We start from the raw sequence: 23,882 nt of genomic DNA, 5'->3' as shown, positions 1-23,882 counted from the left end.
GACGGGAAGAAACCCCTCTCGGCTTTTCCTTCGGCCCCAGGCCTTTGCCGCCTTTTCAGACAAAAGTTTCCCATCCCCCCTTGACGAGACAAGATGCTTTGGCTATACTATTAGTTAGTGTCCTAATTAGTTTCAGAAAGAAGGATGACGATTGAAGCTGGAACGCATGATTGGCGCCCGGATCAAGTCCCTTTCCAATTTGCTCAAACGACAGGTGGATCAATCCATGTCCGAAATTGGAATCGAGCCCCTCACCGGTATGCAGGGGCGCATTGTGGGCTATTTAGGGCATCACCAGGATCAGGATGTTTTTCAGCGGGATATCGAAGAGGAGTTTCAGATCCGCCGCTCCACGGCCACAGGCATTTTGCAGCTTCTGGAGAAAAAGGGGCTTTTGGAACGCCGCCCGGTGGCCCGGGATGGGAGACTGAAAAAACTGGTGCTCACTCCCAAGGCTCTGGCCATCCATCAGTGCATCGAAGAGCGGATCATCCAAAGCGAAAACGATCTGTACAGCTGCCTTACGCCGGAAGAACTGGAACAGTTTTTTGTCATCACCGACAAGCTTCGCCATCATCTGGAGAAGAAATAAACCGATCGAATCAATCAACCTACGCCGCCTTGTGCGGCGTTTCTCCCGCCCATATAGTTAGGATGCTTACTGTCAGCTCCATAACAATTCGCTATATTTTTCAATTTTAAGGAGGTCCCTATGCTCAAAACACTGCTTTCCCATCTGCGGGAATTCAAACGGGTCTCCATCCTCACGCCCATCTTTGTGGTGTTGGAAGTGGTGATGGAGGTGCTCATCCCTCTGATGATGGCCGCCATCATCGACAACGGGGTGGAGAAGGGGAACATGGCCTATGTGTACCGCACCGGTCTGCTGATGGTGCTCATGGCGATGCTCTCCCTATTTTTCGGCGCCTGCGCCGGACGCCTGGCCGCCAAGGCCAGCAGCGGCTTTGCCCGCAGCCTGCGCCGGGGAATGTTTGCAAATATCCAGCGCTTCGCCTTTTCCAACCTGGACAAATATTCCACCGCCGGTCTGGTCACCCGCATGACCACCGATGTGACCAATGTGCAAAACGCCTATCAGATGATCCTGCGTATGTGCACCAGAGCTCCCACCATGCTGCTGTGCGCTTTGGTGATGGCCTTTTCTATTAACGCCAGACTGTCTCTGATCTTTGTGGCAGCCATCATCTTCCTGGGCTTCTGCCTGGTGCTCATCACCAAAAACTCCCATCCGGTCTTTCTCCGGGTCTTCCGTAAATACGACGCCCTCAATGCCAGCGTCCAGGAAAATGTGGGCGCCATTCGGGTGGTAAAATCCTATGTGCGGGAAGACCATGAGATCAGCAAATTTGAACAGGCCTGCCAGAATGTGTACCGGCTGTTTGTCCGGGCCGAGCGGGTGCTGGTGCTCAACGCCCCGGTGATGCAGCTGACCGTCTATGGCTGCATCCTGCTTCTGTGCTGGCTGGGCGCCAAGATGATCGTAGTGAACGATCTGACCACCGGTCAGCTGATGAGCCTGTTTACCTATGTGATGAACATTCTCATGAGCCTGATGATGATCTCCATGGTCTTTGTTATGATCACCATGGCCCGGGCCTCGGCCGACCGTATTGCCCAGGTGCTCACCGAAGAGCCCGACCTGGAAAACCCGGAACACCCGGTGACCACCGTCAAAGACGGCTCCATCCAGTTTTCCCATGTGACCCTGCGGTATTCTTCCGGCGGCAAGCCGGTGCTGCGGGACATCGATCTGACGATAGAACCGGGGGAGACCCTGGGCATCATCGGCGGCACCGGCTCTTCCAAATCCAGCCTGGTGCAGCTGATCCCTCGCCTTTATGATGTGAGCGAAGGCTCGGTGGCCGTGGGCGGCGTGGATGTGCGCCGCTATGACTTACAGACCCTGCGCAATGAAGTGGCCATGGTGCTGCAAAAGAATGTGCTCTTCTCCGGCACTGTCCGGGAAAACCTGCAATGGGGCAAGAAAGACGCCACCCAGGAAGAACTGGAGCACGCCTGCCGTCTGGCCCAGGCCCATGACTTTGTCACGGCACTGCCTCAGGGCTATGACACCTACATCGAGCAGGGAGGCACCAATGTGTCCGGCGGCCAGAAGCAGCGGCTGTGCCTGGCCCGGGCCATTCTGAAAAACCCCAAAATCATGATCCTGGATGACTCCACCAGCGCCGTGGATACCCGCACCGACAAGCTGATCCGGGATGCCATGGCCCAGGAACTGCCGGGCACCACCAAGATCATCATTGCCCAGCGTATTTCCTCGGTGCAGGACTGCGACCACATCCTGCTGCTGGACGCCGGAAGCATCTGCGCCTATGGTACCCATGAGCAGCTTCTGAAAACCAGCCCCATCTATAAAGAGATCTATGTTTCCCAGCAGAAAGGAGGGGATGAAGAATGAGCCCCATGCCCAAAGGCCCCATGATGCAGAAAGGCCCGGCCGTGGCCCATCCCTGGAAGGTGCTGCGCCGCCTGTTCGCCTATTTGCTCAAGCGTTATAAATTCCAATGTCTCCTGGTGTTTGTGCTCATTTTGTGCGGCACCGCCGCCATGGTCATGGGCAACCTGTTCATCAAGACATTGATCGACGACTATATCGCTCCGTTCCTCACCCAAAGCTCTCCCAATTTCACCCCGCTGCTGAAACAGCTTGTGCGCATGGGCCTGATCTTCCTGGCGGGCGCTCTGTCCACCCTGGCCTACAACCAGATCATGGTGTATGTGACCCAGGGCACCCTGCGCAGCCTGCGCTGTGATCTGTTCCGCCACATGGAGACCCTGCCCATCCGCTATTTTGACACCCACCCCCACGGGGATATCATGAGTATCTACACCAACGACATCGATACCCTCCGTCAGATGATCAGCCAGAGCATGCCTCAGCTGGTATCCTCGGCGGCGACCACTCTGGGCGTTCTGCTCTCCATGATCTCCCTGAACATCCCCCTCACCTGTCTGTCTTTGTTCATGGTGGGGTTGATGCTGCTGGTCACCCGGCAGATCACCAACCGCTCGTCCCGTTATTTTGTAGCCCAGCAGAAAAACCTGGGCACCGTCAACGGCTACATCGAAGAGATGATGGAAGGGCAAAAGGTCATCAAGGTTTTCTGCCATGAAAAGGAGAATGTGGACCGGTTCAATGCGCTCAACGATGAGCTGTTCCACAGCGCCGACAACGCCAACGGCTTTGCCAACATTCTCATGCCCATCATGGGCAACATGGGCAACCTGAGCTATGTGCTCACCTCCATTGTGGGCGCCCTTCTGGCCATCGGCGGCGTGGGCGGCTTCACTCTGGGCGGCCTTGCCTCCTTCCTCCAGTTCAACCGCAGCTTCAACCAGCCCATCTCCCAGATCTCCCAGCAGATCAATGCCATCATCATGGCCCTGGCCGGCGCCCAGCGGATCTTCACCTTGCTGGACGAAGAGCCCGAAGAGGACAAGGGCGATGTGACCCTGGTCAATGTGCTTCTGGACAAAAACGGCAAGCTTCAGGAGACCCAGGACCGTACCGAGCTGTGGGCCTGGAAGAGCCCCGACGGCACCCTCACACCTCTGCGGGGCGATGTGCGCATGAAAGATGTGACCTTCGGTTATGTGCCGGAGAAAACCGTGCTTCACAACATCAGCCTCTATGCCAAGCCGGGCCAGAAAATCGCCTTTGTGGGCGCCACCGGTGCAGGCAAAACCACCATCACCAACCTAATCAACCGATTCTATGACATCGACCGGGGCGAGATCCTCTATGACGGTATCCCGGTCAGCCGTATCCACAAAGAATCCCTTCGCCGGTCCCTGGGCATCGTTTTGCAGGATACCCATTTGTTCACCGGCACCGTTATGGACAACATCCGCTACGGCCGGCTGGACGCCACCGACGAGGATGTGATCCAGGCCGCACACCTGGCCAATGCCGACACCTTCATCGAGCAGCTGCCCCAGGGCTATGCCACCATGCTCACCGCCGACGGCGGCAGCCTGTCCCAGGGCCAGCGTCAGCTTCTGGCCATTGCCCGGGTGGCGGTGGCCGACCCGCCGGTGCTCATTCTGGACGAAGCCACTTCCTCCATCGACACCCGCACCGAGCGTATCGTGCAGGAAGGCATGGACAATCTGATGTCGGGCCGCACGGTGTTTGTCATTGCCCACCGTCTGTCCACCGTCCACAATTCCAACGCCATCATGGTGCTGGAAAACGGCAACATCATCGAGCGGGGCACCCACGAAGAGCTGATGGAGCAAAAAGGCCAATACTATCAGCTCTATACCGGCAAATTCGAATTATCCTGATTCCTCCCATACAAAAAAGCTGTCCGGAAATTTTTCCGGACAGCTTTTTTTACGCTTCTTCTTTTTTCACAATGGCTTTTTTCCGCCATTTGCCCCGGCGGTAGGCGATCACCGACAAAATAGCGCCCATACACCAGGAAATCAGCAAACTGATAAACAGGCAATAAGGGGAGTGCATCACGGCCGCCAGGCCATAGGCCAGCGGCACCCGGATGACCACTGTGGTGGTGAGCGAGATCCACATGGGGCTCATGGTGTCACCCGCACCCCGCATGACGCCGGACAGCGTCTGGGTAATGGCCATGGCAATATAGCCCAGGGCCAGCACCCGCAGCACATTCCGGCCCATCTCCACCACTTCCGGCGTATCGGTAAACAACCGGATGAGAGAGGAGCCAAAGATCACAATGGCCGCCACCAGCACGGCGATGACCAGCAGTCCCAGACGCAGACCATCCCGGATGCCTTCTTCCACCCGGTCGGTGCGTCCAGCGCCCATATTCTGGCCGGTATAGGTGGTCATGGCATTGCCAAAGGTGAAGTTGGGCATCATGGCAAAGCCGTCCACGCGCATAACTACGGTATTCACCGCCACCACCAGGGCGCCGAAGCTGTTGGTAAGCGACTGCACCACAATGGCCGACATGGAGAAGATGGCCTGGGACAAACCGGAGGGCAGGCCCAGAATCAAAAGCTCCTTGGCCAGAAGGAGGTGGGGCTTCAAAGTGTGGAGGTTGATGTCCAGGGTATCCTTCATCTGGAACAGACGGAACAGACAGAGGGAGGCCGACAAAAACTGGGCGATGATGGTGGCAATGGCCACACCGGCCACGCCCCAGCCAAACTTGGCCACAAAGAGAAGGTCCAGAACGATATTGGTCAAACAAGCCGCCATCAGAAACAGCAGCGGCATTACCGAATCTCCCATGCCTCGCAGCACACCGGCGATGATATTATAATAGGCCATACCGGCGATGCCCAGGAAATAAATGGTGAGATAGGAGGATGTCATATCAAAGATCTCCACCGGCGTATCCACCATACGCAAAAAAGGCGGCACCAAAAGCGGGCCGACAATCATGATGATAATGGAGGCCAGCAGAGTAAGGGTAATGACCGTTCCCACTGTATCGGACAATTCCGAACGGCGCTTGGCCCCAAAATACTGGGCCACCATCACATTGGCGCCGGTGGAGATACCCACAAAAAGCACCAGAAGCAAATTGATCATGGGACCGCTGGCTCCCACGGCCGCCAGGGCATTGTCGCCCACATAACGACCTACCACAATGGAGTCTACAGTGTTATAAAGCTGCTGGGCCAGATTTCCAATGAGCAGAGGGATGGAAAACTGGATGAGTTTTTTCACCGGGCTGCCCACCGTCATATCCTGGGCGCCCATAAATCGGGCAAGGCCTTTGGCCATGGGATCACTTCCTTCCATGATTTTCGCCGGCAAGCAGTTTAGAGTCGAAACTGCTGCATTGAAAAGAATACCATAAAATCGCAGTTTCCGCAAGCGCCCCCACCGGCTTCATCCAAAAACAAAGAGCGCCCTTTTATCGCAAGGGCGCTCTTTGTTTGCATATTAAGGCAGCTTTTTGCCGCAGCGGCGGCAGAAGTCATAGTCCTTTTCCGCCGGGGCCCCGCAATAGGGACAGAAGCCTCCTCCCGGCTCTTTGTTCTCCTCCGCAGGGGAGGAGGGAGGGGCCATCCTCTTTTCCAACGGGTCGGGCTCCTCGCCGTCCTCGGTGATGTCAAACTCCGAATACCGGTTTTCCCCGGTGGCATTTTTAAACTGATAGACGGCCTGCAAAACGGCAAACAAAATGAAAACCACGCCGAACAAGGCAAAAATTCCGGCTCCCATCTGCACAGCCGCCATGGTCCAGATGACGCCGAACACCCCGGCGAAAATGCTGCCCAGGCCTCCCATCATGGAAGGGCCCCGTCCGGGCTTGATGCTTTTCATAAAATACCCTCCTTGCCATACCAAATTCCATAAATGCAAATCAAATTTTTCTCAGTATAGCACAGAGCCTTTCGGCCGGAAAGAGGAAAAAACGAAAAAGCCCTGGGACTTTTCCCAGGGCTTTGGTTTCCTTTGCTTATTCTTACAGGATGGTGAGAACAAAGGTGAGGACGATAAAGCAAATGGCGGTGATGGTGGTCAGCCGCTCCAGCTTGGCGTCCAGAGAACGGGCTTTGTTCTTCCCGAAGAAGGTGTCGGCCACACCGTTGATGGAACCGGAGAGGCCGGACTGCTTGCCGGACTGGAAAATAACGGTCAAAATAAGCACCAGGCTGACAATCACCTGGATGATGGTCAATACAAGGCGAACGGTCTCACTCATTCTAAAAAAACCTCCGGTCAATCATAGGATGGCAAATACTTTGATTTCGATGCATTCAATATAATACCACAATCCCTGGCAAAAGGCAAGGACTTTTTCCATTACAGCAGGATCAGGCCGTATTTTTTCACCAACGGCCGCAGATCCTCCTCTTCCAAAGGCCAGGTGCCGTCATAAACCGCCCGGCCCCAGAAGGCCCGCAGCGCCCGCTCCAGCAGCACCGGGTCCTGTGCACACAAACTGATGGGCATCTTGACCATATACTGCTCAGCGGCAAAAAGATCCACTGCATCTTCATCGGGCAGCAGCAGACGCAAAGCGGTGCAGCCGTCGCTTTCCAGATCCAGCAGCTGCTGGGTAAAATCCCCCTGGCACTCCAGTTCCCCGTCGATGTCAAAAGCAGGGTCCAGCAGATGATCCCGGCCATTGGACACAGCAATGAACCAGTCCTCCTCCGGGGGATCGGCTATGACCAGCTCCCGCTTCCAAAACCCTGTTTTTTCTCCCAGCTCTCCCAGATGAATGCAGGCGCTTTCATCCAGGCCCATCATCAGACAGGACCGGGGGAAGGCGGCCACCAGCTGCTGATCGCTTTCCTTGGGCAAAATAACCCCCACTGGAATCCGGGCATCCTCCCACAAAGTGCTGAACAGGCGGGGCAGCTCTTCCATCGCCTCTTTGTCGCCGGCGGTGAAGAGCACCGCTGCACAGCCCATGCTTTGCAGCAGAACCAGGGATGCATCCCCATCCCAGCCGTCGGGGGTGTGGCTCTCTTCGTCCAGGGTGAGGCAAGCCACAAAGGCCGGCTTCCCGGGGCTCTCCTGGCAGGCCAGCAAAGCGGCCCGCTGCTGTGGCACCGGCATACCGCAATCGGCCATGACAAACCCCTGGGCATCCCCGATGATGGCTTTGAACTGCTCTACCCATTGCTGGGTGTCTTCCTCCTCCTGCTCCGGCAGGGAAAAGAGCAAGCGGTCAGGCCGCTGCAACGGCCAGGGCAGATCTTCGCCCTCGCCCTCAGCAGAAAGCTGAGGACACAGCAGGGCCGGAAGGGAAAAGGGAAGTGGTTTCATCATTCGCTCTCCTTTTTAAGCAGCAGGAGTCTCCTGGCCCTGGGTTTCCTCCGGCGCAGGGGTCTCCTCTGTCTGTGTCAGATTGGTAAAGTTACCGTATTCATCCACGGTGTATTGCAGCGGCTGCTTGGCATATTCCCGGGCCAGCTCCAAAGCATACTGAAGCTGCTTGTCCGCCACCACCTGCTGAGAGGCCATGTCGGTGAGCTGCTGGTTGATAAGGGCCGCTGTCTGGGCATCCAGATAATTCTGGGGTGCAATGCCCCGATAGCCGCGGAAGGCGTTGAGGGCATCGGCGGTGAGCTGATCGAACTCATACATATCGGCTTTCTGGCTCTCGTCCAGAAGGCCAAGCGCCGCCAGAGCGCAGTTGAGCTTATAGGTATCCTCCGACCAGTTGGTGATGTTGAGGAACCGCTCGGGCACCTTGCCGCACTGGGCGGCAGGGTGGGGCTCTACCGTATTTTCCACCTCATGATCGGGGGCCAGGCCTACGCCGTCATAGTCCGGGGTAGAGGGGGCGATGAGCTCCAGACCGGTGATGACCACAGCGGAACCGTCGTCAAACACCAGATGATACTGGCCACGGGCCTTGCCATAGGTGGTGGTGCCCACGCTTTCGGCATAACCCAGATCACACAGAGAACTGATGACGATCTCCGAAGCGCTGGCGCTGCCTTCGTCCTGCAGAATAAGGATCTTGTTGAGCCGGGGGCCCATGCCCTCGGATTTATAGACTTCGATATTCTTGTCCTCTCCCTGACGGCTGGAGATGGCAAAGAAGTTCTTTCCCTCATCGGGGATCAACCGGTTGAGGGCGTTAAGGGCCATGTTCACTTCGCCGCCGGGATTGCCCCGCAGATCCAGAATGAGCACGCCGCACTGGTTTTCCACCAGATCTTTAATGGCAAAGACGAACTGGAGATAGGAAGTGGTCTCGGCAAAGCGGGTCCACTTCATATAATAGATGCCGTCCTCCAGCACCCGGGAAGAGAAGTTGGAAATGTCGATGTATTTCCGCTCCAGCACATAGGTATAGCCGCCGGTGGCCCGCCGGACGCTGACGGTGACCTTAGTGCCCTGCTCACCTCGCAGCAGGGGAGAGACCTGATCCAGCGTCATGCCGTGGGTATAGGTACCGTTCACCGACATCAGGATATCCCCCGGCTGGATGCCGGCCTTCTGGGCGCTGCTCCCTTCGGTGACGGCGGCGATGCGCACATCTTCTCCGTACTGCTCCAGAGTGACGCCCACGCCCACATAGCTGGAGTTTGAGGGATAGCTCACATCATACTGGCCGGCAGGCACATAGTTGGAATACCGGTCATAGCTGCTGAGCATGCTGCTCATCAGCTTTTCGTAAGCCTCAGGATCTTCTTCAAAGAGGGTCTTAAGGCCCCGGGCCAGCGGATCGTCGCTCATGGAGGAGTCCACCGCCACCCGGCGGATCAGATCCACAATGGCCATCAGGTTGTCATACTGTTCCTCCGCCGTGAAGGCCGACGCCGGCACGCTCAGAGAAACACAAAGGACCAGCGCGCACAAAAGCGCTGTGAGTTTTCTCGCGGTTTTCATCTTTCTTTCCTTTCCTGGGGCGAAACCAAAAGAAGGCAAACAATCGTTGCATTACATCTTGTCGGGAGCGGTGACGCCAAAGACCGACAGGCCATTTTCGATGACGGTGGCCACCTGGCGGATCAGATAGACCCGGGCATCCCGCAGAGCCTCTGTCTCTGCATCCCGGATACGGCTGACGGTGTAGAACCGGTGGAAGGCAGCGGCCACATTGTTTACATACCGGTTGATGCGGGAAGGCTCCCGATCCCGGGCGGCCAGGCGGATCTCTTCGGGCAGACGGGCCAGTTCCCGGATGAGTTCCAGCTCCTCTTCGCTTTTCAGCAGGGACAGGTCGGGATTCTCACTGCACTGCACCCCTTCCTGCTCCAGGTTCCGCAGGATGCTCTTGACCCGAGCGTGGGCATACTGGACATAATACACCGGGTTTTCGTTGTCCTCCCGCACGGCCAGGCCCAGATCAAACTCCAGGTGGGTGTCAGCGGCCCGGGAATTAAAGAAGTAACGGGCGGCATCGCAGGAGATCTCATCCAGCAGGTCGGACAGGGTGATGGCCTTACCGGTACGCTTGCTCATACGCACCACTTCGCCATCCCGCATCAGCCGCACCAGCTGCATCAGCACGATCTCCAGCCGGTGAGAGCCATCCAGGCCCAGGATATCCAGAGCAGCCTTCAGACGGGCCACATGGCCATGGTGATCGGCGCCCCAGATGTTGATGACCCGATCAAAGCCCCGCTGCTCAAACTTGTTCCGATGGTAGGCGATATCAGCGGCAAAATAGGTATAGAAGCCATTGGCCCGGCGGAGCACATCGTCCTTTTCACAGCCGTAGTCGCTGGTGCGCAGCCACAAAGCCCCTTCGCTTTCATAGGTGGCGCCCTTCTGGGTGAGCAGATCCACCGTCTCCTTTACATAGCCGGAGTCATGAAGGGTGGATTCAAAGAACCAGGTGTCATAGGTGATCCGGTACTTTTCCAGATCCCGGCGCATTTTGGCCAGGTTCTTTTCCAGGCCGAACTGCACCAGCGCATCATGACGCTCCTTCTGGGATACATTCCGGTAGGAATCCCCATGCTGCTCATAGAAGATCTTGGCCAGCTCCCGGATGTCGTCGCCGTGATAGCCGTCCTCGGGGAAGGGGACATTCTCTTCCCCGTCCAGAATCTGAAAATACCGGGCTTCCAGAGACTGAGCGAACTTTTCGATCTGGTTGCCGGCATCATTCACATAGAATTCCCGGGACACATCGTTGCCTGCCCGGGACAGAACCTCTGCCAGGCTGTCGCCCAGAACGCCGCCCCGGGCGTTGCCCATGTGCATGGGGCCGGTGGGGTTGGCGGAAACAAATTCCACCATGATCTTTTCCTTTTTCCCGCTCTGGCTGCGGCCGTAGTTTTTCCCTTCCTCCTGGATATCCCGCAGCACATTTTCAAAATAACCGTGGCCCAGGCGCAGATTGAGGAAGCCAGGGCCGGCGATCTCCAGACCGGAGAAGATGGTCCCCTCCAGCTGGGCTTTCTCACAGATGGCCTCGGCGATCTTCCGGGGATTCATGCCCAGAGGCTTTGCCGCCTGCATGGCAAAGGTGGATGCGAAATCGCCGTTCTTCACATCCTTGGGGATCTCCACCGGAGCGGTCTCAAAAGGATGGGAGGGCAGCAGTCCTTCTTCCGCCGCCTGCCGATAGGCTTTGAGGATCAGGCTCTGGGCCTGCTCCTTTGCGTTGAGCACATGATTCATAAGGTCAAACCTCCAAATTTATTCTTCCCCTGTGTCTAGGGGCGCACTTCGATCTGCAAATGATTTTCTGAGGCAAGCTGCCCGTCCAGCTCCACCTGATAGCGAATGGACAAAGCGCCGCCGTCCTGTCCCATCCGGGATGTAAGGCTATGGGTGACAGTGGCCAGCTGCAAAAGGCCGTAGGGGGTGCGGTAGGGGCTTTCGTGCCGCAGCCCTTCCTGAAAGCACAGACGGCTGTGGTTTTTTCCCGTGCGGATGATCTCCACCCGTCCTGGTTCCACTTTCAAAGTGGTTCGGGTTCCCTCCATACCGGTCATGGCGCTTTCTTCATAGGAAACAAAGAAACAGCCGCCCCGGAAATAGAGCTTGCCATGTACCGTCAGCTCCATCTCTTCCGGCTCCTGCTGGGGATAACGCTGACTGCTGCGGAGGAAAATCGTCACATCCCGACTCATCCCGCTCCTCCTCTCCCGCCAAAAGCGGCTTTTTATAGATACTGACAATATGTTATTATATCATATTCTGTCAACTACGGCAAAGGTCAAAGGAAAAAAAGAGCCCCGAAAAATTCGGGGCTGTCCGTGTCGAAAAAGTGGCTCAGGCCACTTTTTCGAGTTTTGCAAGAGTCTGCGTGCAGCCGTTCGGCCACACTGGCCCCTTGAGAAGTGCAAAAACCGACGCACCGGTCGCCGGTTTTTGCGAATTGATGAGGGGTAAGGCAAACGGTTTCTTTGCATTATATAGGTTTTTTGACAGTCAGGGCCCCGAAAAATTCGGGGCCCTGAACGATGCATTTTTTCACTGTTTGTTTTTGCTCACCAGATCAGCTCTGCGGCCTCTTCCACCAGCTCCGCAGGCAGCTCCACCTGGGTATGGCTCCATATATGCTTACCGCAGGTTTCGCAAGCCAGGGGATAGGAGCAGAACACCACAGGGGCGTTGTTTTGTGTCCGGTCAAAGCCCTGGGCCAGTACCGCTTGCCCGTACTGGGCATAGTGGCCGCCGCAGCCGGTGTCACACATCATGCTGCTATCCCGCATTTCTATTGACGGCCTGCACAGTTTGCCTCAAATCAATATGGTTATATTGCGCAGATCCATTTGATATCTATCCGCTATTTTGTGCACTTTCTCCCGTCGCTCCAAGCAGGCAAACAGGAATAAGTTGTCTTAGGATCCATTTTCTGTCATATATATTCATAATTTTTTATTATATCATATTTTTCTTTTAAAAGAAAAGCATGGGAAAAAAGAAAAAAGAAAAAAAAGTCCCTTTGGCCCCTTTTTACATTTTCTTTAAAATCCGTTTAGAAAATAACAATGTTCTTTGATTTTAAGCAATTTTATGGTACTATGAAAATAACGGAAATTTTGATCTGTCACTTTTAATCAGATGGAGGAAAAGCAGATGAAAATCAACATCACCGAAACGGTACTTCGGGACGCCAACCAGTCGCTGATCGCCACCCGCATGCCCATGAGCGACTTTGAGCCCATCCTGGAGACCATGGACAAGGCCGGCTACTACGCCCTGGAGTGCTGGGGCGGCGCCACCTTCGATTCCTGCCTGCGCTACCTACATGAAGATCCCTGGGAGCGCTTGCGCAAGATCCGCAAAGTGGTAAAGAACACCAAGCTGCAGATGTTGCTGCGCGGCCAAAACCTGCTGGGCTACAAGCACTATCCCGATGACATCGTCCGGGCTTTCGTGCGCAAGAGCGTGGAAAACGGCATTGACATCATCCGCATCTTCGACGCCCTCAACGACTTGCGGAACATCGAAGTGGCGGTGGACGAGGCCATCAAGGCCGGCGCCCATGTTCAGGGCACCCTGTGCTATACCACCAGCCCCATTCACACCCCGGAAAACTTCGTGAACCTGGCCCGTCAGCTGGAGAAGATGGGCTGCCACAGCATCTGCATCAAGGATATGGCCGGCATCATGTCTCCCAAGGAGGCCTATGACCTGGTCAAGGCGGTGAAGGAAGCCGTCAAGCTGCCCATCGTGGTTCACACCCACTGCACCACCGGCCTGGGCCCCATGACCTATCTGAAGGCCATCGAAGCCGGCGCTACCACCATCGACTGCGCCATCGCCTGCATGTCCGGCGGCACTTCTCAGCCCCCCACAGAGTCCATGAACTACACCCTCAAGCAGTTTGGCTATGACGCCGGCCTGAATGAGGATGTGCTGAAAGAGATCAACGACTTCTTCCGCCCCATCCGGGACAAGGCTCTGGAAACCGGCCTGCTCAACCCGGTGGTCATGGGCACCGATCCCGACTCTCTGACCTATCAGGTGCCCGGCGGCATGCTGTCCAACCTGATTGCTCAGCTGAAGGCTCAGAACGCTCTGGACCGTCTCCAGGAAGTTCTGGAAGAGACCCCCAGAGTCCGTGCCGACCTGGGTTATCCGCCCCTGGTCACCCCCTCCAGCCAGATGGTGGGCGTGCAGGCGGCCAACAATGTGCTCTCCGGCCAGCGGTATAAGAACATCACCAAAGAGATCAAGGCCTATATCCGCGGCGAATACGGCAGAGCTCCCGGCGAGCTGAACGCCGAGCTGGTCAAGAAGGTGCTGGGAGATGAAAAGCCCCTGGAGTGCCGCTTTGCCGACACATTGGAGCCCGGCTTTGAAAAGGCCAAGAAAGAGATCGGTGACCTGGCCCGCAGCGATGAGGATGTGCTGTCCTATGTGGCCTTCCCCCAGATCGCCGAGAAGTTCTTCAAAGAGCGCGAGGAGCGGGAACACAACACCGTCTCCTATCAGATCCGCAAAGTGGACTAAGGAGGCAGCGGTATGACAAACATCGTTTTGGCCATCACGGAAATGTCGGTGGGCGAAGCTCTGGTCACCGCTGGTCTGGGCATTGCAGTGGTCATGGCTGTTCTGGCCCTTCTGGCCGTGATCATCGCCATCATGTCCAAGGTCGTGGCCCGCATTTCCCAGGAGGATAACGCCCCCGCCAAGGCAGAGCCTGCGGCCCCCGCCCCGGCTCCCAAGCCCCAGGAGCCCCCCAAGCCCCAGGGCAAACCCATCCCCGTTACGCAGTCCCGCGGGGAATGTGACTTGACCACTGTGGACGACAAAGACGCTGCCATGATCATGGCCATCGTAGCCGACCAGATGGGCGAGCCGCTGAACACCCTGCGGTTCATCTCCATCCGGCCCATCGACTAAGGGAGGAACAAGAGCAAATGAAATACATCGTCACACTCAACGGCAAGAATTATGAAGTCCTGGTGGAAAAGGGCGAGGCCATTCTGGAAAGCGTCACCGACGCTCCCGTGGTGGTAGCCGCCGCTCCGGCAGCACCCGCTCCGGCACCGGCCGCAGCACCTGCTCCCGCAGCCGCCCCGGCCCCCGCTGCTGCTCCCGCTCCTGTGGCCGCAGCCGCCGGCACCAAGGTGGAATCCCCCATGCCCGGCTCCATCATCGACATCAAGGTCCAGACTGGCGCCGCTGTCAAGGAAGGGGATGTGATCATCATCCTGGAAGCCATGAAGATGGAAAACGAGATCACCGCTCCCTGCTCCGGCACCATCGCTCAGATGGCCGCCACCAAGGGTGCTCAGGTGAACACCGGCGATCTGCTCTTTGTGATCTCCTAAGAGGAGGACATCTTTATGAATATCACAGAAGTTCTCAAGGGTCTGGTGATGGACAGCGGATTTGCTGCCATCACCTGGGAGCAGGTCGTCATGATCCTGGTGGCCTGTGCCCTGATCTATCTAGCCATTGTGAAAAAGTTCGAGCCCATGCTCCTTCTGACCATTGCTTTTGGCATGCTGCTGGTCAACCTGCCTCTGGGCGGACTGATGAGCCCGCCGCCGGAAGGGGAGAGCTGGACCAAGGCCGGACTGCTGTATCTGTTCAGCCAAGGCGTTAAGAGCAGTATTTTCCCCTGTCTGATCTTTATGGGCGTGGGCGCCATGACCGACTTCGGTCCCATGCTGGCCAACCCCATGAGCCTGCTGCTGGGCGCTGCTGCTCAGCTGGGCATTTATGTGGCCTTTGTGCTGGCCATTGTGATGGGCCACACCATCCCGGGCATCGACTTCACTCCCCAACAGGCAGCGGCCATCGCCATCATCGGCGGCGCCGACGGACCCACGGCTATCTTTCTGGCCACCAAGCTGGCTTCTGAGCTATTGGCTCCCATTGCGGTGGCGGCCTATTCCTACATGGCTCTGATCCCCCTGATCCAGCCCCCCATCATGCGGCTGCTGACCACGGAAAAAGAGCGGAAGATCCAGATGAAGCAGCTGCGGAAGGTCTCTCAGACCGAAAAGATCATCTTCCCCATCGCCGTGACCATCGTGGTGGTGCTGATGCTCCCCTCTGTGGCTCCTCTGCTGGGTATGTTCATGCTGGGCAACCTGTTCCGGGAAAGCGGCGTTGTGCCTCGTCTCAGTGACACCGCTCAGAATGCTCTGATCAACATCGTCACCATTCTGCTGGGTGTGTCTGTGGGCGCCAGTGCCGACGGCACCATCTTCCTCAAGCCCCAGACTCTGATGATCATCTGTCTGGGCCTTGTGGCTTTTGCCTTCTCCACCGCCGGCGGCGTGCTGCTGGGCAAGTTGATGTGCAAACTGTCCCACGGCAAGATCAACCCCCTGATCGGTGCGGCCGGCGTGTCTGCTGTGCCTATGGCTGCCCGTGTGGCCAATGTGGAAGGCCAGAAGTACAACAAATCCAATTATCTGCTGATGTTCGCCATGGGCCCCAATGTGGCCGGCGTGATCGGCAGTGCTGTGGCGGCGGGCTTCCTGCTGAAAATGTTCGGCTAAGCTGCAAACTGCAAAAAAGAACGCTGTGCTTTGCACAGCGTTCTTTTAACTTTATATATATTTACTTTGTTTTTTGTACATATTGACAGTTGCTTTTTTAGTTATATACTGTATAATATTTACTATATTATACAACTAATATAGTAAAGGAGGAAAATTGTTATGAAAAGATGGTCATCGCTCTTATGTGCAGTAATGATGTTGGTTTCTATCTGTATCCCACGAACATATGCGGTAAATACAGCAGCACCTGAGTATTCTCGCAAAACAGATCCTCTTATTCGTACTGAAGTAGCAAAGCTTCAAGCGCAACTTTTATATCAAAAAGAAGTTCTTGAATTTTCTTCCAAAGACACTGCATTATCTTCGATTTATGGAGGCATGTACACAAATGGTGGAGACACTGTATATGTTTGTGTGGTTGCTGCTCCCAATGAGTTGCATTCTGTAGCTAATATAAAAACAGAAATTTCACCATTGAATATCGCTGAAACTAGCAATTTTGATTCTGAATTGAAATCCGAAATTACTACCCATATGAAAGAACTTCCTGTGAAATATATACCTGTGAAATATTCTCTTTTGCAGCTACAAAATGTACAATCAATACTCGAAAATGTTATGGAACAATATAACATCCGAACCATTGGTTATGTACAAAAAACTAATAGTGTAGATGTATATGTTGAATCCTTAACTCAACAACTAGAGGATGAGATTCGTAATTATGTGCAAAATCGTTTTCCTGCTTATTCAGAAGAGTTGCTAAACTTTTTTGAAGCACCTGAAAATAATGCACTAGCGTATTTCTATGGTGGAGATGCTATCGCTACCAATACCAGTCCTCTTGGCTCTGTCGGCTACAATGCTTTTAATGAAAGTACACGCAAATATGGCTTCGTAACTGCAGGCCATGTCGCTTCTATTGGAGATCGTGTTTCGATGTTCACAAGTCCCTATACTTATGTAGGAACTTGTACACACTCTATGATTGGAGGCACCACTACTACAACTTATGGCACTGGCGATGCAGCTTTTGTTCCATTTGAAACCTCTTCCGGAACAACATGGTATACATCCTATGTTCTAAAAAATCAATCTGGCGGTTCTGAATATCTCCAAGTTGATGATATTGCCCAATCTTATATGGAAGGTAATTCTATTTCCATATTTGGCGCACGCTCTGGAAAGGTAAATGGAACTTTGCAAATGGTAAATGCTACAGAGTCTGTACGAGATGAGCACACTGGAGGTTATCGTTATTATAGAAATCTCCTGCGATACAATGCCAAACTACAACCTGGAGATAGTGGCGGTGCTATATGCTATACCGCTGGTGGTTCTAATGTTCTTATTGGCATTGTCACATCCGGTCTAAATGGAACACGCCAAGATGTAATCGCCTCTAGACTTCGTATTACCCCGGTTACTGTATATAACAATAACGCTGGTGCACACAATTAAGCAGGTATTAGTTTTGCACCTTAGTAAAGGGAATGATTCTCTTTTATGAAAAAGAAAAAATGGCTGCTAGGGACGTTGCTTGTGCTTCTTGTTCTCGGTCTGGGCATCGGCGGCTGGCTCTATTACGGCTTCCAGCGGGATCAGATCGCCACTTTGGAGGACTTCAGCCTTTCTATGAAGGTTATCCAGAAGCCCAGCGACAAAAACGAAGGAACGATCACCGTCCAGTGCACCCTGCGGAACAATACGCCCTGGCCCCAGCGCATCGCCTACAGCGGCTCGGTGTTTACCCCCTTCTCCTATAATGAAGCCCTGGGCCGACCCGATCCCACTCTCCAGTCCACTCTCAGCGTCACCGATCAGCCGGTGCTGCTGCCCTTTGAAAGCATCACCGAAACCTACACCTTCAATTCCGAGGACCGGTATCATTTTTACGCCGGTTGGGGAGAGGGTACCCTGCTGGGATGCAAAGCCTGGTTTTCCTGCATTCCTCTGAAAAAGTTCGAAGAAAACCACACTTTTTCAGATTGGAACGAATGCAAAGTGGATCTGAAAGACATCCCGCTTTAACCTGTAACAAGCAAAAAAGCAGCGCCGCGAGATGCGGCGCTGCTTTTTTATACTTTATTTTAGAAATCGATCTCCAGGTCGTAATAGCAAGCCTTCAGCAGCTTCTCCATCTCTTCCTGGGTGGGGATGCGGGGATTGGTGCCAGTGCAGGCATCGCCGATGGCCAGCTCGGCCACCTGAGGCAGTTTCTCCATGAACTCATTCTCGTCGATGATGCCGCCCTCGTAATCCTTGATGCAGGAGGGGATCTCCAGGGTCTTGTTCATCTTCTTCAGCTCTTCGATCAGGCTGGTGACCAGCTCTTCGGTGTTGCTGCCGGAGAGGTGGAGGAACTTAGCGATCTGGGCATAGCGCTCCGCAGCTTCCGGATTCTTGGCGTTATAGCGAATGACCTTGGGCAGGTACATGGCGTTGGCGCAGCCATGGACAATATGCCCACCGGAGAAGGCGGCGCCGGTCTTGTGGGCCATGGAATGAACGATGCCCAGCAGAGCGTTGGAGAAGGCCATGCCGGCCAGGCACTGGGCGTTGTGCATCCGATCCCGGGCGGCCATATCTCCCTGGAAGGAGGCGATCAGGTCCTCATGGATCATATGGATAGCATGGAGAGCCAGAGGATCGGTGTAATCGCAATGAGCGGTGGACACATAAGCCTCGATGGCGTGGGTCATGGCGTCCATACCGGTGTGGGCCGTCAGCTTTTTGGGCATGGTTTCGGCCAGATCCGGGTCCACAATGGCCACATCGGGGGTGATGTTAAAGTCGGCCAGAGGATACTTGATGCCCTTCTCATAGTCGGTGATGACGCTGAAGGCTGTCACTTCAGTGGCTGTGCCGGAAGTGGAGGGAATGGCGCAGAAGTGAGCCTTGGTGCGCAGAGTGGGGAAGTTGAAGGGGGTGATCAGCTGCTCAAAGGTGGTCTCCGGATATTCATAGAAGGCCCACATGGCTTTGGCCGCATCGATGGGGGAACCGCCGCCCATGGCCACGATCCAGTCGGGCTCAAACTCCCGCATCATCTGGGCGCCGCGCATGACGGTCTCCACAGAAGGATCGGGCTCCACATTCTCAAACAGCTGCACTTCCATGCCGGCCGCCTTCAGGTTGTTCACCGCTTTATCCAGGAAGCCGAAACGCTTCATGGAGCCGCCGCCTACCACAACAATAGCCTTTTTGCCTTTCAGATTCTTCAGTTCTTCAATAGCGCCCTTACCATGATACAGATCCCGGGGCAATGTGAATCGTGCCATATCAATTCCTCCTAAGTTTGCGGCCCGTGCCGTATTTGTTATTTTTTTAACACTTGATCCCAAAAAAAGAGCGCCGCAGCGTTTCCTTTGATTTCGGCCTTATTATGCGCCTTTTTTTCTCAAAAGGGAAGAGGCAAAGCGGACAAAATTTTGATATTTTTTTGTCAATATCGCCGAAACAACTGGGCCGGAGGATTCCTCCGGCCCAGTTTGAAATTTACAGCACTTTGGACAAGAATTCTTGCAAGCGGGGGTTTTCGGGATGGCCGAAAAACTCCTCCGGGGGCTGGTCCACCAACAGATGGCCCTGATCCATAAAGAGCACCCGGGTACCCACTTCCCGGGCAAAGCCCATTTCGTGGGTGACCACCACCATGGTCATGCCCTGGGCGGCCAGGTCCTTCATAACCTCCAGCACCTCGCCTACCATTTCCGGGTCCAGAGCCGAGGTGGGCTCGTCAAAGAGCATCACATCGGGCTGCATGCACAGAGCACGCACAATGGCGATACGCTGTTTCTGGCCGCCGGAGAGCTGAGCCGGATAGGCCTGGGCCCGATCTTCCAGATTGACCTTGCGCAACAGGTCCATAGCCATACTTTCCGCCTGGGCCGGGTCCATCTTCTTCACCTTGATGGGAGCCAGAGTCATGTTCTCCAGCACGGTTTTGTGGGGGAAGAGGTTAAAATGCTGGAACACCATGCCCATCTTCTGGCGGTGCTGATCCAGATTGATCTTTTTATCGGTGATATCCACACCCTCAAAAATGACGCTGCCTTCGGTGGGAACCTCCAGCAGATTGAGGGAGCGGAGCAGGGTGGATTTACCCGAACCGGAGGGGCCTACGATGACCACCACCTGGCCCTTGTCGATGGTCAGGTTCACATGGTCGAGAGCGGTGATCTCCGGGCCGAACTTTTTCACCAGGCCCTGGACTTCGATGAGATGATTAGCGGGCGTCGCCACGGCGCATCCTCCTTTCCACATAACCCAGCAGTTTGGAAGCCGGGAATGTAATGCACAGATAGAGACCGGCGGCCAGGAACATGGGGCCCATGGTCTGATATGTAGCGCCGCGGGTCAGGTTGGCGCCGAACATCAGCTCGCTGACGCCGATGGTGGAGCAGATGGAGCTTTCCTTTACCAGGGTAACAAACTCGTTGCCCAGGGCGGGAAGAATGTTCTTCACAGCCTGGGGCAGCACGATCATGCGCATGCACTGGCCCTGGGTCATGCCCAGGGAGCGGGCCGCTTCGGTCTGGCCCCGGTCCACCGCCAGGATGCCTGCCCGGATGACTTCCGCCACATAGGCCGAGCTGTTGATGGCCAAAGCGATGATACAGGGCAGGAACATGGAAAAGTTCATAAACCCGAAAAGCATGTAGTTGGGCAGCTTTACCGCTCCAAAAAAGCCAAAATAAACGATATAGACCTGCACTAGCATGGGAGTACCACGAACAATCTCAATAAAAGCACTGGAAATGAATCTGAGGATCTTGTTGTTGGACAAACGCATCAATGCCAGACAGATGGCAGGGATCACAGCCACAACCACTGTGAGGAAAGCCAGCACCACTGTGTAATAAACACCGTCCCTAAAATAGGGCCAGTAGTCCGGCAGGAAGGAAAAGGATATATTCAAGCCGGTAACCTCCTTTTTTCTCTCTCTTGTCGCCTTGGAAAGCGCTCAAGAGCCGGCCGGAGCGCTGCCCCGTCCGGCCCATATTTTTTAATACTCGGAATCCAGGTTGGCCTGGTTGACCATCTCGTCCATCTCACCGGAAGAAGTCACATCGGCGATGACGGAATTGATGTGATCCAGCAGCTCGGTGTTGCCCTTCTTCACGGCAATGCAGCTGCCGGTGGCGTCATAGGGAACATCGAAATCAGCGATCATCAGATCGGGGTTCTGAGCGATAAAGCCTTTGGCCACGGCCACTTCCACGATAACACCTTCTACCTTGCCGCTGCTGAGGGACATGATCTCATCGGGCAGCTTGGGCAGGGAAACCAGCACGGAACCGGGGAACTGCTCCTTGGCGATGCCCTCCTGAATGGAACCGGTCTGGGCCGCAATCTGCTGGTCCTTGAAAGATTCCAGGGAAGTATACTTTTCGGCATCCTCTTTGCGGATGATGCAGCACTGTTCACCGGAGTAATAAGGATCGGAGAAGTCCACCTGCTTTTTCCGCTCTTCATCGGGAGACAGGCCGGCGGCCACAAAGTCCACGGTGCCGTTGTTCAGCTCATTGAGCAGGCTGTTGAAGTCCATGTCCTTGATCACCAGCTCTTTGTCCATCTCTTCGGCGATCTTCTTGGCCAGAGCCACATCGAAGCCCAGGATGGTGTCTTTGCCGTTGACCATCTTGTGGAACTCATAGGGAGCAAAGTCGGCGGAAGTACCCAGCACCAGCTGATCCTTCTCTTCGCCGCCCTTGGAGCCGCCATCATTGCTCTGGCCCTCTTCCTTGGTGCAGGCCGCCATGGAAAGAGTCATCACAGCTGCCAGCAGCAAGGCTGCAAATTTCTTCAGTTTCATCTTCATTTCCTCCACAGTAATCCCCATATGGGGCGTTTTGATTGTGTGCAATAATTATACATCGCTATACATATTAATTCAATAGCAAAATACCCATCAACTTGTATGAAATCCCCCAATGGAAAGGGAAAATACTGGTTCAATGTGACGGAAGAGTGAAAGGATCAATCCTCCGAGGGGGCCTGGGCCTTGGCTTCTTCCATATACTGATCAAACAGGCCCTGCTCCTTCACTTCTTTCACCGTTTCATTGATCTGCTCCAGCAGCTGAGTGTTGCCCTTTTTCACTGCCACAGCGCAGGTGCTTTCTTCGTAAAACACCTCAAAGGATGCCTGGGCCAGGTCGTCATTTTCCGCTAGATAGCCGTCTGCGGTGTCTTTATCCATCAAAACAGCGTCCACCTTGCCGGTTTTCAGCTGCATGATCATATCGGGCACCTTACCCAGGGAGACCAGGGGAGAGTCGGCCATCTGATCTTTGGCCACTTTTTCATGGATGGAGCTGGTCTGGGCCGCCACCGAATGACCGGCCAGGCTGTCAGGGGTGGTGTAGGTATCCACATCTTCCGCCCGCACCAGGCAGCAGACGCCGCCGGTATAATAATAATCGGAAAAGTCCACCTGCTCCTTACGCTCCTCATTGGGGGCCAGGGAAGCGATGACGAAGTCTACCGTGCCGTTGTCCAGCTCGGTGAGCAGACTGTTGAAGTCCATATCTTTAATGACCAGTTCTTTGCCCATGTCGTCGGCGATCTTCTGGGCCAGAGCCACATCGCAACCCATGATGGTGTCCTCGCCGTTGACGATCTTGTGAAACTCAAAAGGAGCGTAGTCGGCCGAGGTGCCCAGGACGATCTGGTCTTTTTCCTCCTGGTTCTGGGAGCCGTTCCCGCTTTGTCCCCCTTCTTTGGTGCAGGCCCCAAGGGTGGCGGCGGTGATACCCGCCAAAAACAGGGCGGTGAGTTTTTTCAGCAGTTTCATTGCAATTCCCTCCATCAATCTGAAAAGCATTCGCTTTGTCTTCGATGGGATAATTATACGATACTCCGTATAAAATCGCAATAGTTATTTATTCATCACTCTGCATAAAAATCTCATTCCAAACCGTCCAGTGTATAGGCAATGAGCAAGTCCGCCATATTGCCATAACTCTGGATGCCGGCCGTTTGGTTCTGGGCTTTCAGGTAGGCATCGTTGACGGCCGTGCCCGCGGTTTTGGCCGGGCCTTCGAACTGGCTGAGATAATCGTTGAGGGCCCGGATATCCCGGCGGAGGTTTTCTCCCACCTGACTGCTGAGCAGGGAGGACAGCTCCGGGGACACATCATAAAGGGCGTTGGACAGATAAATATAGCCATTGATGACGCCGCTGTACCGGACACCGAGATCATCGCTGTTCACACAGGCCAGATAGGCGGAAAAACCTGCCCCATCCTCGGGAGCCACTCCCAGGCAATGGGCCTGCTCATGGGCGATGTTATAGGCCAGGTGGGTGCTCACCGTGGGCCCCACGGTGGGCTCGGCGGTAAAGGGGAAGTAATAGCCTGCAATGCCCACCCAGGGCATCAGTTTTCCCAGCACCCGGGCCTGTTTGGCCATGGTCACCCGCCCGGACCCATAGACCGAATAGCTTTCTCCCAGCTTTTCATACTGGGCGCCGGTCTCCTGGCTGAGGGCGGAAAAATCCCCGGATAAAAAGGTGCCGTCTTCATCCCGGGGCACCTGATCGGCCAGCTCATTGGCCTGCTCCAAAAGGATCATGGCGCTTTCCATCAGTTCATCCACCGACCGGGGCCGGACGGAAAGGCCCAGCTCCTCCGCCAGGGAAGGGGCCTGATACTGTACGCCCCACAGGAAGGTAAAAGCGCCGCCTACCCAAAGGGTCAACGCCGCCGTACGGCAAAGTCCCCGAAGAAAGCCCCGGCCTTTTCCCCGGATGGCGCCACCCAGAAGGAACCAGAGCACAAGCACCACCGCCAAGGCCAGAAACACCTCCGACAGGGGAATGGGGATCTTTTCGGTGCAGAAGGCGATGGCCCCTGTCACCGCCCGGGCCATGGCCCGGCTGCCCTCGCCGAAAAAGTGCCCCATACATAAAACGATCAGCCAGAATAGTCCGCCCCACAAAGCCGCAGGAAGAGCCCGACCCAACAGCTGCCGCAGTTTCCCATAGCCTTTTTTCAAAAAGGCCAATAT

At 55.1% G+C, this 23,882-nt stretch carries 23 protein-coding genes; 9 read left to right on the top strand and 14 right to left on the bottom strand.

Annotation, left to right across the window (positions count from 1 at the left end):
- The first annotated feature begins 151 nt into the window (after nucleotides 1-151).
- From KQI26_RS02205 to KQI26_RS02195, 3 genes are all read left to right on the top strand, one after another.
- Nucleotides 152-592: a MarR family winged helix-turn-helix transcriptional regulator gene (locus KQI26_RS02205; RefSeq protein ID WP_118746357.1), complete on the top strand. Its 441-nt coding sequence runs from the start codon at nucleotides 152-154 to the stop codon at nucleotides 590-592.
- Nucleotides 593-712: 120 nt separating this feature from the next.
- Nucleotides 713-2,440 (top strand): ABC transporter ATP-binding protein, encoded by a 1,728-nt coding sequence (locus KQI26_RS02200; RefSeq protein WP_216503025.1) that lies wholly within the window; start codon nucleotides 713-715, stop codon nucleotides 2,438-2,440.
- 5 nt (nucleotides 2,441-2,445) lie between these two features.
- Nucleotides 2,446-4,329, top strand: a complete 1,884-nt coding sequence (locus tag KQI26_RS02195) for an ABC transporter ATP-binding protein (protein WP_216503077.1) — start codon at nucleotides 2,446-2,448, stop codon at nucleotides 4,327-4,329.
- A gap of 49 nt (nucleotides 4,330-4,378) precedes the next feature.
- On the opposite strand, the gene KQI26_RS02190 is transcribed toward KQI26_RS02195, so the two are convergent.
- The 8 genes from KQI26_RS02190 to KQI26_RS02155 form a co-directional block, all read right to left on the bottom strand.
- Nucleotides 4,379-5,755, bottom strand: coding sequence for an MATE family efflux transporter (locus KQI26_RS02190; protein WP_216503024.1), 1,377 nt, complete (start codon nucleotides 5,753-5,755; stop codon nucleotides 4,379-4,381).
- A gap of 162 nt (nucleotides 5,756-5,917) precedes the next feature.
- A complete protein-coding gene (locus KQI26_RS02185; RefSeq protein WP_118746354.1) occupies nucleotides 5,918-6,301 on the bottom strand; it encodes a zinc-ribbon domain-containing protein in 384 nt (127 codons plus the stop codon).
- A 142-nt stretch (nucleotides 6,302-6,443) separates the two neighbouring features.
- Complete coding sequence (secG, locus tag KQI26_RS02180; RefSeq protein WP_216503023.1) at nucleotides 6,444-6,683, bottom strand: preprotein translocase subunit SecG; 240 nt, start codon at nucleotides 6,681-6,683, stop codon at nucleotides 6,444-6,446.
- A 101-nt stretch (nucleotides 6,684-6,784) separates the two neighbouring features.
- Nucleotides 6,785-7,759: a hypothetical protein gene (locus tag KQI26_RS02175; protein WP_216503022.1), complete on the bottom strand. Its 975-nt coding sequence runs from the start codon at nucleotides 7,757-7,759 to the stop codon at nucleotides 6,785-6,787.
- A gap of 12 nt (nucleotides 7,760-7,771) precedes the next feature.
- Nucleotides 7,772-9,331, bottom strand: a complete 1,560-nt coding sequence (locus KQI26_RS02170) for a S41 family peptidase (RefSeq protein WP_216503021.1) — start codon at nucleotides 9,329-9,331, stop codon at nucleotides 7,772-7,774.
- A 51-nt stretch (nucleotides 9,332-9,382) separates the two neighbouring features.
- A complete protein-coding gene (gene argS / locus KQI26_RS02165) occupies nucleotides 9,383-11,074 on the bottom strand; it encodes an arginine--tRNA ligase (protein ID WP_216503020.1) in 1,692 nt (563 codons plus the stop codon).
- Between the two features lie 35 nt (nucleotides 11,075-11,109).
- The gene (locus tag KQI26_RS02160) at nucleotides 11,110-11,529 is read right to left on the bottom strand and encodes a DUF1934 domain-containing protein (protein ID WP_216503019.1); all 420 of its coding nucleotides are present in this window, start codon (nucleotides 11,527-11,529) and stop codon (nucleotides 11,110-11,112) included.
- A gap of 360 nt (nucleotides 11,530-11,889) precedes the next feature.
- Nucleotides 11,890-12,099: a hypothetical protein gene (locus KQI26_RS02155; protein ID WP_216503018.1), complete on the bottom strand. Its 210-nt coding sequence runs from the start codon at nucleotides 12,097-12,099 to the stop codon at nucleotides 11,890-11,892.
- A gap of 382 nt (nucleotides 12,100-12,481) precedes the next feature.
- On the opposite strand from KQI26_RS02155, the gene KQI26_RS02150 reads away from it, so the two are divergent.
- From KQI26_RS02150 to KQI26_RS02125, 6 genes are all read left to right on the top strand, one after another.
- Nucleotides 12,482-13,861 carry an oxaloacetate decarboxylase subunit alpha gene (locus tag KQI26_RS02150; RefSeq protein WP_118425201.1) on the top strand — a complete coding sequence of 460 codons (1,380 nt, stop codon included), beginning with the start codon at nucleotides 12,482-12,484 and terminating at the stop codon, nucleotides 13,859-13,861.
- 12 nt (nucleotides 13,862-13,873) lie between these two features.
- The gene (locus KQI26_RS02145; RefSeq protein ID WP_216503017.1) at nucleotides 13,874-14,254 is read left to right on the top strand and encodes an OadG family protein; all 381 of its coding nucleotides are present in this window, start codon (nucleotides 13,874-13,876) and stop codon (nucleotides 14,252-14,254) included.
- 17 nt (nucleotides 14,255-14,271) lie between these two features.
- Nucleotides 14,272-14,685, top strand: coding sequence for an acetyl-CoA carboxylase biotin carboxyl carrier protein subunit (locus KQI26_RS02140; RefSeq protein ID WP_118746345.1), 414 nt, complete (start codon nucleotides 14,272-14,274; stop codon nucleotides 14,683-14,685).
- Between the two features lie 15 nt (nucleotides 14,686-14,700).
- Nucleotides 14,701-15,867, top strand: coding sequence for a sodium ion-translocating decarboxylase subunit beta (locus KQI26_RS02135; RefSeq protein WP_216503016.1), 1,167 nt, complete (start codon nucleotides 14,701-14,703; stop codon nucleotides 15,865-15,867).
- A gap of 162 nt (nucleotides 15,868-16,029) precedes the next feature.
- Nucleotides 16,030-17,331, top strand: a complete 1,302-nt coding sequence (locus KQI26_RS02130; protein ID WP_147421384.1) for a hypothetical protein — start codon at nucleotides 16,030-16,032, stop codon at nucleotides 17,329-17,331.
- 45 nt (nucleotides 17,332-17,376) lie between these two features.
- The gene (locus KQI26_RS02125; protein WP_216503015.1) at nucleotides 17,377-17,901 is read left to right on the top strand and encodes a hypothetical protein; all 525 of its coding nucleotides are present in this window, start codon (nucleotides 17,377-17,379) and stop codon (nucleotides 17,899-17,901) included.
- Between the two features lie 59 nt (nucleotides 17,902-17,960).
- Here the strand turns inward: KQI26_RS02125 and KQI26_RS02120 are convergent, their stop codons facing one another.
- The 6 genes from KQI26_RS02120 to KQI26_RS02095 all read right to left on the bottom strand — a co-directional run bounded on the left by KQI26_RS02120 (nucleotide 17,961) and on the right by KQI26_RS02095 (nucleotide 23,879).
- Entirely contained in the window at nucleotides 17,961-19,151 is a 1,191-nt protein-coding gene (locus KQI26_RS02120; protein ID WP_216503014.1) for an iron-containing alcohol dehydrogenase, read from the bottom strand.
- A 217-nt stretch (nucleotides 19,152-19,368) separates the two neighbouring features.
- Nucleotides 19,369-20,115 (bottom strand): amino acid ABC transporter ATP-binding protein, encoded by a 747-nt coding sequence (locus tag KQI26_RS02115; protein WP_371744056.1) that lies wholly within the window; start codon nucleotides 20,113-20,115, stop codon nucleotides 19,369-19,371.
- The gene (locus KQI26_RS02110; RefSeq protein ID WP_216503076.1) at nucleotides 20,099-20,785 is read right to left on the bottom strand and encodes an amino acid ABC transporter permease; all 687 of its coding nucleotides are present in this window, start codon (nucleotides 20,783-20,785) and stop codon (nucleotides 20,099-20,101) included. Before KQI26_RS02110 ends, KQI26_RS02115 begins: the two co-directional genes overlap by 17 nt.
- Nucleotides 20,786-20,878: 93 nt before the next feature.
- Nucleotides 20,879-21,688, bottom strand: coding sequence for a transporter substrate-binding domain-containing protein (locus tag KQI26_RS02105; protein ID WP_216503013.1), 810 nt, complete (start codon nucleotides 21,686-21,688; stop codon nucleotides 20,879-20,881).
- Between the two features lie 164 nt (nucleotides 21,689-21,852).
- Complete coding sequence (locus KQI26_RS02100) at nucleotides 21,853-22,668, bottom strand: transporter substrate-binding domain-containing protein (protein ID WP_216503009.1); 816 nt, start codon at nucleotides 22,666-22,668, stop codon at nucleotides 21,853-21,855.
- A gap of 113 nt (nucleotides 22,669-22,781) precedes the next feature.
- Nucleotides 22,782-23,879, bottom strand: a complete 1,098-nt coding sequence (locus KQI26_RS02095) for a DUF3810 domain-containing protein (RefSeq protein ID WP_216503007.1) — start codon at nucleotides 23,877-23,879, stop codon at nucleotides 22,782-22,784.
- Between the last annotated feature and the right edge of the window lie 3 nt (nucleotides 23,880-23,882).

Origin of the sequence: Intestinimonas sp. MSJ-38 (assembly GCF_018917925.1) — a bacterium.
GTDB lineage: Bacteria > Bacillota > Clostridia > Oscillospirales > Butyricicoccaceae > Pseudobutyricicoccus.
Note: the sequence above shows the minus strand (reverse complement) of the source record. Positions and strands in the feature narration are given on the sequence as shown.

Coding starts and splice junctions, on each gene's coding strand:
- KQI26_RS02200 (WP_216503025.1), top strand. CDS start 713: ATGCTCAAAACACTGCTTTCCCATCTGCGGGAATTCAAACGGGTCTCC.
- KQI26_RS02195 (WP_216503077.1), top strand. CDS start 2,446: ATGCCCAAAGGCCCCATGATGCAGAAAGGCCCGGCCGTGGCCCATCCC.
- KQI26_RS02190 (WP_216503024.1), bottom strand. CDS start 5,755: ATGGCCAAAGGCCTTGCCCGATTTATGGGCGCCCAGGATATGACGGTG.
- KQI26_RS02185 (WP_118746354.1), bottom strand. CDS start 6,301: ATGAAAAGCATCAAGCCCGGACGGGGCCCTTCCATGATGGGAGGCCTG.
- secG (WP_216503023.1), bottom strand. CDS start 6,683: ATGAGTGAGACCGTTCGCCTTGTATTGACCATCATCCAGGTGATTGTC.
- KQI26_RS02175 (WP_216503022.1), bottom strand. CDS start 7,759: ATGATGAAACCACTTCCCTTTTCCCTTCCGGCCCTGCTGTGTCCTCAG.
- KQI26_RS02170 (WP_216503021.1), bottom strand. CDS start 9,331: ATGAAAACCGCGAGAAAACTCACAGCGCTTTTGTGCGCGCTGGTCCTT.
- argS (WP_216503020.1), bottom strand. CDS start 11,074: ATGAATCATGTGCTCAACGCAAAGGAGCAGGCCCAGAGCCTGATCCTC.
- KQI26_RS02160 (WP_216503019.1), bottom strand. CDS start 11,529: ATGAGTCGGGATGTGACGATTTTCCTCCGCAGCAGTCAGCGTTATCCC.
- KQI26_RS02155 (WP_216503018.1), bottom strand. CDS start 12,099: ATGATGTGTGACACCGGCTGCGGCGGCCACTATGCCCAGTACGGGCAA.
- KQI26_RS02150 (WP_118425201.1), top strand. CDS start 12,482: ATGAAAATCAACATCACCGAAACGGTACTTCGGGACGCCAACCAGTCG.
- KQI26_RS02145 (WP_216503017.1), top strand. CDS start 13,874: ATGACAAACATCGTTTTGGCCATCACGGAAATGTCGGTGGGCGAAGCT.
- KQI26_RS02140 (WP_118746345.1), top strand. CDS start 14,272: ATGAAATACATCGTCACACTCAACGGCAAGAATTATGAAGTCCTGGTG.
- KQI26_RS02135 (WP_216503016.1), top strand. CDS start 14,701: ATGAATATCACAGAAGTTCTCAAGGGTCTGGTGATGGACAGCGGATTT.
- KQI26_RS02130 (WP_147421384.1), top strand. CDS start 16,030: ATGAAAAGATGGTCATCGCTCTTATGTGCAGTAATGATGTTGGTTTCT.
- KQI26_RS02125 (WP_216503015.1), top strand. CDS start 17,377: ATGAAAAAGAAAAAATGGCTGCTAGGGACGTTGCTTGTGCTTCTTGTT.
- KQI26_RS02120 (WP_216503014.1), bottom strand. CDS start 19,151: ATGGCACGATTCACATTGCCCCGGGATCTGTATCATGGTAAGGGCGCT.
- KQI26_RS02105 (WP_216503013.1), bottom strand. CDS start 21,688: ATGAAACTGAAGAAATTTGCAGCCTTGCTGCTGGCAGCTGTGATGACT.
- KQI26_RS02100 (WP_216503009.1), bottom strand. CDS start 22,668: ATGAAACTGCTGAAAAAACTCACCGCCCTGTTTTTGGCGGGTATCACC.